This window comes from Pantoea sp. GM_Pan_4 (assembly GCF_026541005.1).
Taxonomy (GTDB): Bacteria; Pseudomonadota; Gammaproteobacteria; order Enterobacterales; family Enterobacteriaceae; genus Pantoea; species Pantoea dispersa.
On record NZ_JALNUZ010000001.1, the window covers coordinates 1,090,020 to 1,105,997 of the forward strand.

Annotated in this window: 13 protein-coding genes and 7 tRNA genes; 18 read left to right on the plus strand and 2 right to left on the minus strand. The window is 56.7% G+C overall.

Translation table 11 applies throughout. From position 1 onward, the window contains the following. Positions 1 to 35 precede the first annotated feature (35 nt). The 9 genes from OXR61_RS05285 to OXR61_RS05325 all read left to right on the plus strand — a co-directional run bounded on the left by OXR61_RS05285 (position 36) and on the right by OXR61_RS05325 (position 3,677). Positions 36 to 788 carry an HAD-IIA family hydrolase gene (locus OXR61_RS05285; RefSeq protein WP_021508565.1) on the plus strand — a complete coding sequence of 251 codons (753 nt, stop codon included), beginning with the start codon at positions 36 to 38 and terminating at the stop codon, positions 786 to 788. A gap of 339 nt (positions 789 to 1,127) precedes the next feature. Continuing rightward, positions 1,128 to 2,795, plus strand: a complete 1,668-nt coding sequence (gene asnB, locus OXR61_RS05290) for an asparagine synthase B (RefSeq protein WP_021508566.1) — start codon at positions 1,128 to 1,130, stop codon at positions 2,793 to 2,795. Between the two features lie 217 nt (positions 2,796 to 3,012). Continuing rightward, positions 3,013 to 3,089 (plus strand) — tRNA-Met (locus OXR61_RS05295). Between the two features lie 7 nt (positions 3,090 to 3,096). Further along, positions 3,097 to 3,181 (plus strand) — tRNA-Leu (locus tag OXR61_RS05300). Between the two features lie 21 nt (positions 3,182 to 3,202). Continuing rightward, positions 3,203 to 3,277, plus strand: a tRNA-Gln gene (locus OXR61_RS05305). A gap of 34 nt (positions 3,278 to 3,311) precedes the next feature. After that, positions 3,312 to 3,386, plus strand: a tRNA-Gln gene (locus tag OXR61_RS05310). Between the two features lie 29 nt (positions 3,387 to 3,415). Then, positions 3,416 to 3,492, plus strand: a tRNA-Met gene (locus OXR61_RS05315). A gap of 7 nt (positions 3,493 to 3,499) precedes the next feature. Continuing rightward, positions 3,500 to 3,574, plus strand: a tRNA-Gln gene (locus OXR61_RS05320). A gap of 28 nt (positions 3,575 to 3,602) precedes the next feature. Then, positions 3,603 to 3,677, plus strand: a tRNA-Gln gene (locus tag OXR61_RS05325). 106 nt (positions 3,678 to 3,783) lie between these two features. Here the strand turns inward: OXR61_RS05325 and ubiF are convergent. Then, complete coding sequence (ubiF, locus tag OXR61_RS05330) at positions 3,784 to 4,956, minus strand: 3-demethoxyubiquinol 3-hydroxylase (RefSeq protein ID WP_021508567.1); 1,173 nt, start codon at positions 4,954 to 4,956, stop codon at positions 3,784 to 3,786. A gap of 595 nt (positions 4,957 to 5,551) precedes the next feature. Between ubiF and miaB the strand changes: the two genes are divergently transcribed. The 9 genes from miaB (at position 5,552) to OXR61_RS05375 (ending at position 14,857) form a co-directional block, all read left to right on the plus strand. Beyond that, the gene (gene miaB, locus OXR61_RS05335; RefSeq protein WP_021508568.1) at positions 5,552 to 6,976 is read left to right on the plus strand and encodes a tRNA (N6-isopentenyl adenosine(37)-C2)-methylthiotransferase MiaB; all 1,425 of its coding nucleotides are present in this window, start codon (positions 5,552 to 5,554) and stop codon (positions 6,974 to 6,976) included. Between the two features lie 205 nt (positions 6,977 to 7,181). Next, positions 7,182 to 8,255, plus strand: a complete 1,074-nt coding sequence (locus tag OXR61_RS05340; protein ID WP_021508569.1) for a PhoH family protein — start codon at positions 7,182 to 7,184, stop codon at positions 8,253 to 8,255. Then, positions 8,252 to 8,725, plus strand: a complete 474-nt coding sequence (gene ybeY / locus OXR61_RS05345; protein WP_021508570.1) for an rRNA maturation RNase YbeY — start codon at positions 8,252 to 8,254, stop codon at positions 8,723 to 8,725. Before OXR61_RS05340 ends, ybeY begins: the two co-directional genes overlap by 4 nt. Positions 8,726 to 8,807: 82 nt before the next feature. Then, entirely contained in the window at positions 8,808 to 9,689 is an 882-nt protein-coding gene (gene corC / locus OXR61_RS05350) for a CNNM family magnesium/cobalt transport protein CorC (RefSeq protein ID WP_021508571.1), read from the plus strand. A 4-nt stretch (positions 9,690 to 9,693) separates the two neighbouring features. Beyond that, the gene (gene lnt, locus OXR61_RS05355; protein WP_021508572.1) at positions 9,694 to 11,220 is read left to right on the plus strand and encodes an apolipoprotein N-acyltransferase; all 1,527 of its coding nucleotides are present in this window, start codon (positions 9,694 to 9,696) and stop codon (positions 11,218 to 11,220) included. Positions 11,221 to 11,658: 438 nt separating this feature from the next. Further along, positions 11,659 to 12,552 (plus strand): glutamate/aspartate ABC transporter substrate-binding protein, encoded by an 894-nt coding sequence (locus OXR61_RS05360; protein WP_021508573.1) that lies wholly within the window; start codon positions 11,659 to 11,661, stop codon positions 12,550 to 12,552. Between the two features lie 161 nt (positions 12,553 to 12,713). Continuing rightward, entirely contained in the window at positions 12,714 to 13,454 is a 741-nt protein-coding gene (locus OXR61_RS05365; RefSeq protein WP_267411054.1) for an amino acid ABC transporter permease, read from the plus strand. Next, positions 13,454 to 14,131 carry a glutamate/aspartate ABC transporter permease GltK gene (gene gltK, locus OXR61_RS05370; RefSeq protein ID WP_021508575.1) on the plus strand — a complete coding sequence of 226 codons (678 nt, stop codon included), beginning with the start codon at positions 13,454 to 13,456 and terminating at the stop codon, positions 14,129 to 14,131. Before OXR61_RS05365 ends, gltK begins: the two co-directional genes overlap by 1 nt. Further along, the gene (locus OXR61_RS05375; protein WP_021508576.1) at positions 14,132 to 14,857 is read left to right on the plus strand and encodes an amino acid ABC transporter ATP-binding protein; all 726 of its coding nucleotides are present in this window, start codon (positions 14,132 to 14,134) and stop codon (positions 14,855 to 14,857) included. 434 nt (positions 14,858 to 15,291) lie between these two features. Here the strand turns inward: OXR61_RS05375 and OXR61_RS05380 are convergent, their stop codons facing one another. Next, entirely contained in the window at positions 15,292 to 15,774 is a 483-nt protein-coding gene (locus tag OXR61_RS05380; protein ID WP_021508577.1) for a zinc ribbon-containing protein, read from the minus strand. Between the last annotated feature and the right edge of the window lie 204 nt (positions 15,775 to 15,978).

The window sequence follows — 15,978 nt, forward strand, 5'->3', positions numbered from 1 at the left end:
GCCTGCCGGCTGGCAGGCCCGACCGGAAGCCATCTATGACCATCAAAAGCGTAATCTGTGACATCGACGGCGTGTTGATGCACGACAATACCGCCGTGAAAGGCGCAAACGAATTCCTGCAGCGCATTCTGGAAAAAGAGATGCCGCTGGTGGTACTGACCAACTATCCGTCACAAACCGCGCAGGATCTGGCCAACCGCTTTGCCAACGCCGGCGTCGACATCCCGGATTCGGTGTTCTACACCTCCGCCATGGCCACTGCGGATTTCCTGCGTCGTCAGGAGGGCAAAAAAGCCTACGTGATTGGTGAAGGCGCGCTGATTCATGAACTGTATAAAGCCGGTTTTACCATCACTGACGTCAACCCGGATTTCGTCATCGTCGGCGAGACGCGATCGTTTAACTGGGAGATGATGCATAAAGCCGCCTTCTTTGTGGCTAACGGTGCACGTTTTATCGCGACCAATCCTGATACCCACGCACGCGGCTTTGTGCCAGCCTGTGGCGCGCTCTGTGCCGGTATCGAAACCATCTCCGGCCGCAAACCGTTTTATGTCGGTAAGCCCAGCCCTTACATCATGCGCGCCGCACTGAATAAAATGCATGCGCATTCAGAAGAGACGGTGATTGTGGGCGATAACCTGCGCACCGATATTCTGGCTGGCTTCCAGGCCGGTCTGGAAACCATTCTGGTGCTGTCCGGCGTCTCTACGCTGAGCGATATCGACGCCATGCCGTTCCGTCCGGACTGGATCTACCCTTCCGTGGCTGATATCGACCTGTTCTGATTCGCGTCATGCTGTCTGCTTATGGCCCTGCTCGCCGTTACGGTGTGCAGGGCTTTTTTATGTGTCTGGCATAGCGCTGTGATTCAGCCGCTGACGCGGCCTCATCGGTTGCGCACAAAACCATCACTTCTGACAATTCATTAGACACCATCTAATTTAATAGTTAAATTTTTGAATAAAATTCAACATTACTTCACACCAACAATCTTTTTATCAGTATTTGGTGATTTCGCTTGCGTTACCACTATCAATTAGCGCATTTTCTTATACATCACGCAGCGCAGTCTGCCGGACAAACAAGTCAATAACATCGCCACAGGGTGAGATCAGGAGTCAGTTATGTGTTCGATTTTTGGTGTGCTGGATCTGAAGACCGATCCTGTTGAACTGCGCAAGAAAGCGCTGGAATGTTCCCGTCTGATGCGTCACCGCGGCCCGGACTGGTCAGGCGTCTTCGCTGATGAGAAAGCCATTCTGGTGCACGAGCGCCTGTCCATCGTTGACGTGAACAACGGCGCCCAGCCGCTGTACAACGCGGATCACACCCACGTACTGGCTGTTAACGGCGAAATTTATAACCACCAGGCGCTGCGCGCGGAACTGAGCGATCGCTACGCGTTCCAGACGGGTTCAGACTGCGAAGTCATCCTCGCGCTGTATCAGGAAAAAGGCCTCGACTTCCTCGACGACCTGCAGGGCATGTTCGCCTTCATTCTGTGGGACAGCGTCAAACAGCAGTATCTGATTGGCCGCGATCACATCGGTATTATTCCGCTCTATATGGGCAACGATGAGCACGGCAACCTGTATGTTGCTTCTGAAATGAAAGCGCTGGTGCCGGTGTGCCGCAGCATCAAAGAATTCCCGCCGGGAAGCTACCTCTCCAGCACCGATGGCGAAATCCGTCGTTACTGGCAGCGTGACTGGATGGATTTTGCCGCCGTGGCGCAAAACACCACCGATGCCGCTGGCCTGAAGCACGCGCTGGAAGAGTCAGTGAAGAGTCACCTGATGTCAGACGTACCGTACGGCGTGCTGCTGTCCGGCGGACTCGACTCTTCCATCATCTCTGCGGTGACCAAGCGCTTTGCCGCCAAACGAGTGGAAGATCAGGACAAGAGCGATGCATGGTGGCCGCAGCTGCACTCGTTTGCCGTCGGTCTGGAAGGATCGCCGGATCTGAAAGCGGCGCAGGCGGTGGCCGATCACCTCGGTACCGTGCACCATGAAATTCACTTCACCGTGCAGGAAGGTCTGGATGCGATCCGCGATGTGATTTACCACATCGAAACCTACGATGTGACCACCATTCGTGCGTCGACGCCAATGTATCTGATGTCGCGTAAAATCAAAGCGATGGGCATCAAAATGGTGCTTTCCGGTGAAGGTGCGGATGAAGTGTTTGGTGGTTACCTCTACTTCCATAAAGCACCGAACGCTCAGGAGTTCCACGAAGAAAACGTGCGTAAGCTGCTGGCACTGCACATGTTTGACTGCGCGCGCGCTAACAAAGCGATGTCGGCGTGGGGCGTGGAAGCACGTGTGCCGTTCCTTGATAAGAAATTCCTTGATGTCGCGATGCGCATCAACCCGGAAGACAAAATGTGCGGCAGCAACGGCAAAATGGAAAAACACATTCTGCGTGAGTGTTTCTCCTCTTACCTGCCGGAGAGCGTGGCATGGCGTCAGAAAGAGCAGTTCTCTGATGGCGTAGGCTACAGCTGGATTGACACGCTGAAAGAAGTGGCGGCGAAGCAGATTAGCGAGCAGCAGCTGGCGACCGCGCATTTCCGCTTCCCGCACAACACGCCAACCTCGAAAGAAGCGTATCTGTACCGCGAAATCTTTGAGGAGCTGTTCCCACTGCCAAGCGCGGCAGAGTGCGTTCCGGGCGGTCCATCCGTGGCCTGTTCGTCAGCGAAAGCCATTGAGTGGGATGAAGCGTTTAAATCGATGGACGATCCGTCTGGCCGTGCGGTAGGCGTGCACCAGTCAGCGTACAAATAAGCATTTTCTTTATGCGTATAAGGGGGCCCATTGTGGCCCCTTTTTCTTGCATCTGACGCGGATACGATCGAAAATTGCCGAATAAATCATCAGCCTGGTTACAAGCCAGACAAACAGGCGCGTTAAGGCAAAAAACGGCAAAAAATTTGTTGACGCTACAAAGCTCAATACGCATAATGCGCCCCGCAACGCCGATGAAGGTAACGCGAAAAAAGATGGCTACGTAGCTCAGTTGGTTAGAGCACATCACTCATAATGATGGGGTCACAGGTTCGATTCCCGTCGTAGCCACCATCTTTTTGCGGGAGTGGCGAAATTGGTAGACGCACCAGATTTAGGTTCTGGCGCCGCAAGGTGTGCGAGTTCAAGTCTCGCCTCCCGCACCATTTCAGTCTTCGGCAGCCGGATGGGGTATCGCCAAGCGGTAAGGCACCGGTTTTTGATACCGGCATTCCCTGGTTCGAATCCAGGTACCCCAGCCAATCCGATGCACTCTCGTGGATACGAGTCGACGAATGGGATATCGCCAAGCGGTAAGGCACCGGTTTTTGATACCGGCATTCCCTGGTTCGAATCCAGGTATCCCAGCCATCATCGGGTGCAGTAAAGCAGTACAATCTGGCTACGTAGCTCAGTCGGTTAGAGCACATCACTCATAATGATGGGGTCACAGGTTCGATTCCCGTCGTAGCCACCAAACAAATTGGGGTGTCGCCAAGCGGTAAGGCAGTGGATTCTGATTCCACCATTCCGGGGTTCGAATCCCTGCACCCCAGCCATACAAAGACAATTTGACCAAACACCTATTGGGGTGTCGCCAAGCGGTAAGGCACCGGATTCTGATTCCGGCATTCCGGGGTTCGAATCCCTGCACCCCAGCCAAATTGCACAACAGGCCCGCTTTTGCGGGCTTTGTTGTTTTTGTCGTTACTGAATTTCACGCCTTATACAACAGATGGCGCCGCCACGATTGCGGCGCCCGGTGTGTTTACAACCCCAGCGCGTAACGCAGCACCTGACGCTTGAGCACGCCAGCATTCTCTGCTGCAATCAGTCCAAGGTTACGCACCACACGCAGCGGCGGCAGCGCGTTGCTAAAGGCGAAGTAGAACAGATCCATACCGCCCTGCATCAGCAAATTATCTTTGTAGCGCTGACGGTGATAACGCTGCAGAACCGGCAGCGACGCCCAGCGCTGCGCCTGGCTGCGCGCATCCACCAGCGTATCAATCAGCGCATCCACATCCCGGTAGCCGAGATTAACCCCCTGCCCGGCCAGCGGATTGATGGTGTGCGCAGCATCACCGACCAGCGCCAGGCCCGGCAGCACATAGCGCGTGGCATGGCGACGCACCAGCGGGAACGACGCCGCGTTCTTCACCTCGAAGCGGCCGACGCGCGCCGGGAAATTAGTCTGCACCTCTTTGGCCAGCTGGCTGAGCGGCAGATTTTGCAGCTGACGGATCCGCGCCGGCGCGTCGTACCACACCAGCGAAGCGTGGCGATCGAACAGCGGCAGAAACGCGCGCGGTCCGTCCGGCGTAAATTGCTGCCAGGTGGCATCGCCGGCCTCGTGTTCACACTCAACGCTGATTAGCATGCAGGATTGCGCATAGTTCCAGCCGCGCACGCCGATACCCGCCAGCTGTCGCACGCGCGAATTAGCACCATCGGCCCCCACCACCAGCTGGCTATCCAGCGTGCTCCCGTCATCCAGCTGCAGCTGCCAGCCGCCGCTGTGCGCCTGTAACGCCTGCAGTGAGGCCGGGCACAGCAACGTTACGCCATCCTGCTGCATCTGCTCCCACAGCGCGCGCTGCAGCACGCTGTTTTCCACCATATAGCCCAGCTCGGGAATGCCCAGTGCAGCGGCGTCAAAGGTGACGTGCGCGCTTTGCCATTCCCAGGTTTCCAGCTTGCGGTAGGGCGCGCTGCGCATCGCCTGGACACGCGGCCAGACATTGAGCTGGCGCAGCAGCGCCACCGATGACGCACCAATGGCGGAGATACGTATATCCGGCGCCAGGCTGGCGTCAAACGCGGCCGGTTCGGCACGCTCAATCACCGCCACGCGAAACTGCTGCTGCGCCAGACCACAGGCCAGCGCGGCACCGACCATGCCGCCGCCCACCACCACCACATCAAACTGTGAATCCTGCATTGACTCTTATCCTTCTGATTGCCGTGACGCCTTGCGGCAGCACTCTATGTGGCAAAGTGTACCGGAAATTTACCGCACCAGCAGAAAAGCCCTGCTAACCTTGTGCTTCAGACGGCTCAGCCGCGCGAAGTATAACCGGGCATCATGCCCTGAATAATTCGTGCGCCAGGAAGGCGGCAAGCAAGGATCTCCCCGGAAGCTTACATCAGTAAGTGACCGGGGGAGCCGCGCGCAGCCAACGCACCTGGCATGTGAAGTATGACCGGCATCATGCCCTAAATAATTCGTGCGCCGGGAAGGCGGCAAGCAAGGATCTCCCCGGGAGCTTACATCAGTAAGTGACCGGGGGAGCCGCGCGCAGCCAACGCACCTGTCGCGTGAAATATAACCGGGCATCATGCCCTAAATAATTCGTGCGCCGGGAAGGCGGCAAGCAAGGATCATCCCGGGAGCTTACATCAGTAAGTGACCGGGGGAGCCGCGCGCAGCCAACGCACCTGGCGTGCGAAGTATGACGGGCATGCTGGTCACACCCGCGCCAAAGCATTACAATACGCGCCCTGCACTTCTCTGCTCAGAATCAATGGCTAGTTCAATGACCAAAAAACTGCATATCAAAACCTGGGGCTGTCAGATGAACGAATATGATTCATCGAAGATGGCTGACCTACTGAACAGCACGCACGGCTATACCCTGACGGAGGAAGCCGAAGACGCAGACGTTCTGCTGCTGAATACCTGCTCCATCCGTGAGAAGGCGCAGGAAAAAGTGTTTCACTTGCTGGGACGCTGGAAGAAGCTGAAGGCGAAAAATCCTGAGCTGATTATTGGCGTGGGCGGCTGTGTGGCTTCGCAGGAGGGCGATAAAATTCGCCAGCGCGCGCAGTGCGTGGACATCGTTTTTGGCCCGCAGACGCTGCATCGTCTGCCGGAGATGATTAATCAGGTGCGCGGCAGCAAAAGCCCGATTGTTGACGTCTCGTTCCCGGAAATCGAAAAGTTTGATCGCCTGCCGGAGCCGCGTGCTGAAGGTCCGACGGCTTTTGTCTCGATCATGGAAGGCTGCAATAAATATTGCACTTTCTGCGTGGTGCCTTATACGCGCGGCGAGGAAGTAAGCCGTCCCTGCGATGACATCCTGCTGGAAGTTGCCCAGCTGGCGGCGCAGGGCGTGCGTGAAGTGAATCTGCTGGGGCAGAACGTCAACGCCTATCGCGGCGCGACCTTTGACGACCAGATTTGTACCTTTGCCGAGCTGCTGCGTCTGGTGGCCGCGATTGACGGAATTGACCGGATTCGTTTCACCACCAGCCATCCGATTGAGTTCACCGACGACATCATCGACGTTTATCGTGATACGCCAGAGCTGGTGAGCTTCCTGCACCTGCCAGTGCAGAGCGGTGCCGATCGTATTCTGACGCTGATGAAGCGAGCGCACACTGCGCTGGAGTACAAAGCGATTATCCGTAAGCTGGTGGCCGCGCGCCCGGATATCCAGATCAGTTCAGATTTCATCATTGGCTTCCCGGGCGAAACCCAGCAGGATTTCGAGCAGACCATGAAGCTCATCGGCGAGGTTAATTTCGACACCAGCTTCAGCTTTATCTATTCGGCGCGTCCGGGGACGCCAGCGGCCGATCTGCCGGACGACGTGCCGGAAGAGGAGAAGAAGCAGCGTCTGTACATTTTGCAGGATCGCATCAATCAGCAGGCGATGGCATGGAGCCGCCGCATGCTTGGTACCGTTCAGCGTATTCTGGTGGAAGGCACCTCACGTAAGAATGTGATGGAGCTGACCGGCCGTACCGAAAACAACCGCGTGGTCAACTTTGAAGGCGACGTGCGCATGATCGGTAAATTTGTTGATGTCGAAATCGTCGATGTTTATACCAATTCGCTGCGTGGCGTCGTGGTTCGCACCGAAGAGGAGATGGGCCTGCGCGTCGCGGAGAGTCCGGCATCGGTGATTGCGCGTACGCGTAAAGAGGATGAGATCGGCGTGGGCCTGTATCAACCTTGAGACCGCGATTACTGAGCGACAGCGCACAACGCGCTGTCGCCTGTTTCATCCCGCAGCCCTTGCTTTCCGCAGCTGCCGCCCAAATATCTCCCCTGAAGCTTGCGCCCGGGCGCGACCCCATAAATAATTCCGTAAAGATGCTGACGCCTGGCGTACGGTATCTGCTATTTCTTTCAACTGGCCCTGAGTGACCCAAAGGATTCATTTGAATATCGAAACTCGTGAAATCGCCCTTGAACCGGCAGACAATCGTCGACTGATGAGCCTGTGCGGTCCGTTTGATGACAACGTAAAACAGCTGGAGCGCCGTCTGGGCATTGAGATCAATCGCCGCGACAACCTGTTTAAGCTGGTCGGCCGCGCGCTGAGTGTCGAGGCGGCCGCCAATATTCTGCGTTCGCTGTACGTTGATACCGCGCCGGTGCGCGGCCAGATCCCGGACATTGAACCGGATCAGATCCATCTGGCGATCAAAGAGAGTCGCGTGCTGGAGCAGACGGCCGACAGCGTGCCGGAGTACGGTAAAGCGGTGAACATCAAGACCAAGCGCGGCGTGATTAAACCGCGTACGCCAAACCAGGCGCAGTACATCGCCAATATTCTCGATCACGACATCACCTTCGGCATTGGGCCGGCCGGGACCGGGAAAACCTATCTGGCGGTAGCCGCCGCGGTGGATGCGCTGGAGCGGCAGGAGATTCGCCGTATTCTGCTGACGCGTCCGGCGGTCGAAGCCGGCGAAAAGCTCGGCTTCCTGCCCGGCGATCTCAGTCAGAAAGTCGATCCTTACCTGCGTCCGCTGTATGACGCCCTGTTTGAAATGCTGGGCTTCGAGCGCGTCGAGAAGCTGATGGAACGCAACGTGATTGAAGTCGCGCCGCTGGCCTACATGCGCGGCCGTACGCTGAACGACGCATTCGTGATTCTCGATGAGAGCCAGAACACCACCATCGAACAAATGAAGATGTTCCTGACGCGTATCGGCTTCAACTCCAAAGCGGTGATTACCGGTGACGTGACGCAGATTGACCTGCCGCGCAGCACCAAATCCGGTTTGCGCCACGCCATCGAAGTGCTGGCCAATGTGGAAGAGATCAGCTTTAACTTTTTCCACAGCGAAGACGTGGTGCGTCATCCGGTGGTCGCACGCATTGTTAATGCTTATGAAGCCTGGGAAGAAGCGGACCAGAAACGCCGTGATAAACTGGCGGAAGAGCGTAAGCGTGAGGCGCAGGCGGTACAAACTGCCAGCCAGCCGACGCCGCAGGAGCCTTCATGAGCACGGTGATTTTAGATTTGCAGCTGGCGTGTGCCGATGAAAACGGCCTGCCCGCAGAAGCGGCGTTTCAGCGCTGGCTGGAGGCGGCGGTCACGCCGTTTCAGCCTGAGAGCGAAGTCACGATACGGCTGGTCGATGAAGCGGAGAGTCATGAGCTTAATCTGACTTATCGCGGCAAAGATAAGCCGACTAACGTGCTGTCGTTTCCGTTTGAAGCACCGCCGGGCATTGAGCTGCCGCTGCTGGGTGACCTGATTATTTGTCGTCAGGTTGTTGAGCAGGAAGCGGCCGAGCAGGGCAAAAGCCCTGAAGCGCACTGGGCACACATGGTGGTTCACGGCACGCTGCATCTGCTGGGTTATGACCATATTGAAGACGAGGAAGCTGAAGAGATGGAAGCGCTCGAGACCGAGATAATGCTTGCTCTTGGCTATCCCGATCCGTACATTTCGGAAAATGAAGACGCCTGAACCGCCGGTTCAGGACATTGCGCTGCTGGCGAGGATGCCGGCAGTTCCTTTCCCTCATTCGAGAGAACTAAATAAAAACGCCATGAGCGACGACCATTCTCAAAACAACGACGCACCCAGTAGTAAAAAGGGTTTTTTCTCCCTGTTAATCAATCAGCTTTTCCACGGCGAACCCAAAAACCGTGACGAACTGCTGGGGCTGATCCGCGATTCTGAGCAAAAAGAGCTGATCGACCAGGACACCCGCGACATGCTGGAAGGGGTGCTGGATATTGCCGAACAGCGCGTGCGCGACATCATGATCCCGCGCTCGCAGATGATTACCCTGAAGCGCAACCAGAGCCTTGAAGAGTGCCTGGCAGTGATTATTGAATCTGCCCACTCGCGCTTCCCGGTAATCAGCGAAGATAAAGACCATGTTGAAGGCATTCTGATGGCGAAAGATCTGCTGCCGTTTATGAGCAGCAGCGCCGAGCCATTCAGCATGGAAAAAGTGCTGCGCCCGGTCGTGGTGGTGCCTGAGAGCAAGCGCGTCGATCGCATGCTCAAAGAGTTCCGCTCGCAGCGCTATCATATGGCGATCGTCATTGATGAGTTCGGTGGTGTCTCCGGACTGGTGACCATCGAAGATATCCTTGAGCTGATCGTCGGCGAAATTGAAGACGAATATGACGACGAAGAAGATCGCGATATCCGCCAGCTCAACCGCCACACCTATACGGTGCGTGCGCTGACGCCGATTGAGGATTTCAATGAGGTATTTGGTAGCGATTTCAGCGATGACGAAGTCGATACCATTGGCGGTCTGGTGATGCAGGGATTCGGCCATCTGCCGGCGCGCGGTGAAAGCATCGACATTGAGGGTTACCAATTCAAAGTTGCGATGGCTGACAGCCGCCGTATCATCCAGGTGCATGTGAAAATTCCGGAAGACTCTCCGCAACCGCAACTGGAAGACGAATAATTTTATGGCATTAGCCTCTCTCTACTCGCAGCAGCGGGTTCGCCTGCTGCTGGCATTAATTCTGGGTGCCGCGGGCACCCTTTCCTTTTCCCCGTATGATTTCTGGCCCGCCGCCCTGCTCTCTCTGGCCGGTTTGCAGCTGCTGTTGCTGGATCGCCGCAGCGCGCAGGCGGCAGGCATCGGTTTTGCCTGGGGCTTTGGCCTGTTCGGTAGCGGCATCAACTGGGTGTACGTCAGCATTGCGACGTTTGGCGGCATGCCCGGCCCGGTCAATGTGTTCCTCGTGGTGCTGCTCGCCGCCTATCTGGCGCTTTACCCGCTGCTGTTTGCCCTGCTGCTGAACCGCTTCTGGCCACGAGCCACGCTGTGGCGCATGGCGCTGGCGGCACCGGCGCTGTGGCAGATCACCGAGTTTCTGCGCGGCTGGGTGCTGACCGGCTTTCCGTGGCTGCAGTTTGGCTACAGCCAGATCGATGGGCCGCTGAAAGGCCTGGCGCCGCTGGCTGGCGTGGAAACCATCACCTTCCTGCTGATGGTGATTGCCGGTCTGCTGGCCTCGGCCTGCTATCACCGCAGCGTGAAAAACCTGATTATCGCCGTCGCGCTGCTGCTGCTGCCCTGGCCACTGCGGATGCTGCAGTGGTATCAGCCGCTGCCGCAGCGCAGCGTCAATGTAGCGATGGTGCAGGGCAATATTCCGCAGTCAATGAAGTGGGATCCGCAGCAGCTGCTGACCACGCTGCGCGTCTATACCGCATACAGCAAGCCGTTTATCGGCAAAGCGCCCATCATCATCTGGCCGGAGTCGGCAATTACCGATCTGGAGAGTAATCAGCAGCCGTTTCTGCATGCGCTGGATGACGAACTGCGCGCGCGCGGCAGCACGCTGATCACCGGCATTGTTGATTCGCGCGTGGAAAGCGACAACCGCTATCACGATTACAACTCGGTGATTGTGCTGGGCGGCGCGCAGCCTTACAGCTATCAGAGCCGCAACCGCTACCAGAAAAACCATCTGGTGCCGTTTGGCGAGTTTGTGCCGCTGGAAGGTCTGCTGCGTCCGCTGGCGCCGTTCTTCGACCTGCCGATGTCCTCGTTCAGCCGTGGCGCCTACCTGCAGCCGCAGCTGAAAGTGGCGGGTTACAACCTCACCAGCGCCATTTGCTATGAGATCGTGCTGGGCGAACAGGTGCGCGCCAACTTCCGTCCGGACACCAACTTCCTTCTGACGGTGTCGAACGATGCCTGGTTTGGTCATTCGATTGGTCCGTGGCAGCATTTCCAGATGGCACGCATGCGTGCGCTGGAGCTGGGTCGCCCGCTGCTGCGCTCAACGAACAACGGTGTCACCGCAGTGGTGAATGCGCAGGGAGACGTGGAGAACATCATCCCGCAGTTCACCCGCGACGTGCTGAGCGCAACAGTCACGCCTGCCAGCGGGGAAACGCCGTATGCACGCGTCGGTATCTGGCCGGTATGGCTGCTGACGCTGGCGGGCATCGTGCTGGCGATTTTACGCCGCCGCGCCTGATACCCCGCCCTCTCTCACCAGGCGAAGCGCAGGCTTCGCCTTTTTTCTGCGCAGTTTTCCGCTCCCTTTATCCTTAGTCACCGCCACTTTCTGCTGCCTTTTTACCCGCTCTCCGCGTACTGGCACGATCATTGCTAATTATTTCAGTGGTTTTAGCAACATCGGTGATTTGTCAGCGTAATGCCCTGTTTGCGCACCATTATCTGGCACCGAAGCGCACTTAATTGGCGCAGAGGCCGTTTTTTGCCTCTTATTGGTGCGGAGCGGCTCGCAAAAAACGAACTTTTTTGTTTCATTACGTTAACAATTCGCTATGTTAATCACTATCCTGCGCGCAGTTGCGCTAAGGGATAATTAAAAAAGCAGCAGGAAATACACACAACATCACAATCTGCGCAGTTTATGTTCTGCGCAACATTCACACGAAGGAGTAGGAACATGCAGATTCGCAAAGTGGCATTATCGCTTCTGCTGTTGGGCGCAGCAGCGGGCGCGGCCCAGGCGGAAGATCTCACCGGCACCCTGAAAAAAATCAATGATAGTGGCGTGATTGTCGTGGGGCACCGTGAGTCATCCGTTCCCTTTTCTTACTATGATAACCAGCAGAAAGTGGTGGGCTATTCGCAGGACTACTCCAACGCCATTGTTGCCGCCATCAAAGCGAAACTGAATAAGCCGGATCTGCAGGTCAAAATGCTGCCGATCACCTCGCAAAACCGTATTCCGCTGCTGCAGAACGGCACCTACGATTTCGAGTGTGGCTCGACCACCAACAACGTAGAGCGTCAGCAGCAGGCGGCGTTCTCTGACACCATCTTCATCATCGGTACGCGTCTGCTGGTGAAGAAAGGCGGCGACATCAAAGACTTCGCCGATCTGAAAGGCAAAACCGTGGTCGTCACCTCGGGCACCACCTCTGAGATTCTGCTGCGCAAGCTGAATGACGAGAAGAAAATGGATATGCGCATCATCAGCGCGAAAGATCACGGTGACTCGTTCCGCACGCTGGAAACCGGTCGCGCAGTGGCTTTCATGATGGATGACGCGCTGCTGGCCGGTGAACGTGCCAAGGCGAAGAAACCGGATAACTGGGAAATCACGGGTACGCCGCAGTCCAAAGAAGCCTACGGCTGCATGCTGCGTAAAGACGATGCGCCGTTTAAACAGCTGATGGATGACACCATCGCCAAAGCACAGACGTCGGGTGAAGCCACCAAATGGTTCGATACCTGGTTCAAACAGCCAATTCCGCCGAAGAACCTGAACCTGAACTTCGAGCTGTCTTCTGACATGCAGGCGCTGTTTAAAGCACCGAACGACAAAGCACTCTGAATTAACAATGAAAACAAGGGCGGCACTGCTGCCCTCTCGATTGCTGAACACGCGGTGCGGACAGACAGACTGTAACAGGCCGTTCCCCTGAAGCAGGACACAAGACACCGCTCAACAATCTTATGGGTAGCCTCGCTACCCTTTTTTTACCGGAGCTCGTTATGGGTATCGATTGGAACTGGGGCATCTTTTTACAGCAGGCTCCGTTCGGCAATACGACTTACCTCGGCTGGCTGTGGTCCGGATTTCAGGTGACCGTCGCGGTCTCCTGCTGCGCCTGGATTATCGCCTTCCTGGTAGGTTCCTTCTTTGGCATTCTGCGTACCGTGCCTAATCGCTGGCTGTCCACGATTGGCACCTGCTACGTGGAGCTGTTTCGTAATATCCCGCTGATCGTGCAGTTCTTCTTCTGGTATCTGGTGGCGCCAGAACTGGTCGGGGAGAAGCTCGGCATGTGGTTTAAGGCTGAACTGAACCCGAACATCCAGTTTTTCCTCTCTTCAACCATCTGTCTCGGTCTGTTCACCGCCGCACGCGTGTGTGAGCAGGTGCGCGCCGCGATTCAGTCGCTGCCGCGCGGCCAGAAAAACGCCGGTCTGGCGATGGGCCTGACGCTGCCGCAGACCTACCGCTACGTGCTGCTGCCTAACGCCTATCGCGTGATTGTGCCGCCGATGACCTCGGAAATGCTTAACCTGGTGAAGAACTCCGCCATCGCCTCTACCATCGGTCTGGTCGACCTGGCGGCGCAGGCGGGCAAGCTGCTGGATTACTCGGCGCATGCCTATGAATCTTTCACCGCTATCACCCTGGCCTACGTCGGTATTAACCTGGTGATCATGCTGATTATGAGTCTGGTAGAACGCAAAATCCGCCTGCCCGGCAACCTGGGAGGCAAGTAATGTACGATTTTGACTGGAGTTCGATTCCGCCCAGCCTGCCCTATCTGCTGAACGGCATGATCATTACGCTGAAAATCACTGCGGTGGCGGTGGTGTTTGGCATTATCTGGGGCACCATTCTGGCGGTGATGCGTTTGTCCGCGTTCGCCCCGATCCGCTGGTTCGCCAAACTGTACGTGAACCTGTTCCGCTCGGTACCGCTGGTGATGGTGCTGCTGTGGTTCTATCTGGTGGTTCCCAGCTTCCTGCAGCAGGTGCTTGGGCTGTCGCCAAAAACCGATATCCGCCTGATCTCCGCCATGGTGGCGTTTGCGCTGTTTGAAGCCGCTTACTATTCGGAGATTATCCGCGCCGGTATCCAGAGCATCTCACGCGGTCAGTCCAACGCGGCGCTGGCGCTGGGTATGACGCAGTGGCAGTCGATGAAGCTGATCATCCTGCCACAGGCGTTCCGCGCCATGGTGCCGCTGCTGCTGACGCAGGGCATCGTGCTGTTCCAGGACACCTCGCTGGTGTATGTGTTAAGCCTGGCGGACTTCTTCCGTACCGCGTCCACCATTGGTGAACGTGACGGTACCCAGGTTGAAATGGTTCTGTTTGCCGGTCTGGTCTATTTCGTGATCAGCCTGAGCGCTTCGCTGTTGGTTAGCTATCTGAAAAGAAAAAGGACGGTTTAAATGATTAGCCTGAAAAATGTTTCTAAGTGGTATGGGCACTTTCAGGTGCTGACCGACTGCTCCACCGAGGTGAAGAAAGGTGAAGTGGTGGTGGTCTGCGGGCCGTCCGGTTCCGGCAAATCGACGCTGATTAAAACGGTGAACGGACTGGAGCCCGTGCAGCAGGGTAGCATTCAGGTGAACGGCACCGAAGTGAACAACAAGAAAACCAATCTTGCCCAGTTGCGCAGCAAAGTGGGCATGGTGTTCCAGCACTTCGAACTGTTCCCGCACCTCAGCATCATTGATAACCTGGTGCTGGCGCAGGTGAAAGTGCTGAAGCGTGACAAAACTGCCGCGCGCGAGAAAGGTCTTGCGCTGCTGAAGCGCGTGGGTCTGGCGGCGCATGCGGAGAAATTCCCTGGTCAGCTGTCTGGCGGTCAGCAGCAGCGCGTCGCCATCGCCCGTGCGCTGTGCATGGATCCTATCGCCATGCTGTTCGATGAACCGACTTCCGCACTGGATCCGGAGATGATCAACGAAGTGCTGGATGTGATGGTGGAGTTAGCCAACGAGGGCATGACGATGATGGTGGTGACGCACGAGATGGGCTTTGCACGCAAAGTGGCGAATCGCGTCATCTTTATGGATGAAGGGAAGATCGTTGAAGACACCAACAAGGATGACTTCTTCAGCAATCCGCAGTCCGAACGTGCCAAAGACTTCCTGGCGAAAATCCTGCACTAATACCCACAATGCTGGCGGTCCACGGACCGCCAGCGTCAGGGCTTATCTTGCCCCTCCTGCCCTTCACCAAAATCGATATATTGCTGCTGTGATGTGGTACCCGACTGCGCAAGGCATAGCGTCTTGCCGCACCGGCATGAATCCTCCTGGAGCCTGCCGCCGCGCCTTCCCTGGCGCGGAGGCTGCCGCAAGGCGCTATGCCTTGCGCACCATTAAGCTTCATCATCGCGGTAACTAAATGCGCGCATACCGCCGCACCTGTTTTTTACGGCAGAAGGGATCCTGAACTAAGCCGGACGTCACGCGGCAGGGATGCCGCGTGTCGAGGCACGCAGGGATGCGGGTTTTGCCGATCCGGGCGTGTTCAGGTTCCCTTCTGACAGTCCGCACGCCTTCAGCAACAATACTTTTTTGCTTCAGAGCACGGTGATAATTCAGGGCTCAAACGGCTGACGCTGGAACTGATCGTGGCCGCACTCCGGGCAGCGCGTCAGGCTCTCCGGGGTGTAAATCGCCCGGGTAAAGCCGCACTTTTCACACACCAGGTTACCCAGTCCCACCACTTCGCCGCTCTGATACACGCCGTGATGCCGCAGATCCTGGAACACTTCGCGCCACTCCAGCTGGCTCTTATCGGTGATATCGGCCAGCTCTTTCCACAGGCTTTCACGGATCACCCGCAGAAACACTGAATCGCCGAGCGCTTCGCTGGATTCCTGATAGCTGAGCGCGAACTCGTGCAAATCGCGCCGCACCGCGCGCATGACCTCGTCGACTTCGGCGGTGGTCAGCGTCTGTTTCTGCAGCAGCGCACTACGCGCCTCGGCGACCAGTGCGTCGACATCACGCTCGCCACGCTCCAGCCGCTGGGTTAATGCTGCTACCGTTGCACGATACTCCTGCGCCACATTATTCATTTTGTTCTCCTTTCCGCTGCGGATGCTGAGTTAAGTTTAGCCGCTTTGCCATATTTGCTGCGCTTAGCGCAGAGGAAATCGCAAAAGGGTGAAAGCGCTGGCGCATTCCGCACAAATCACGCCACCGGAGGGCGTCAATTGTTGTTGAGGGGCGGCCTTATGGGTATGCTATGCGGATCAAAAGTGTTTAAAAAACGATTTCAC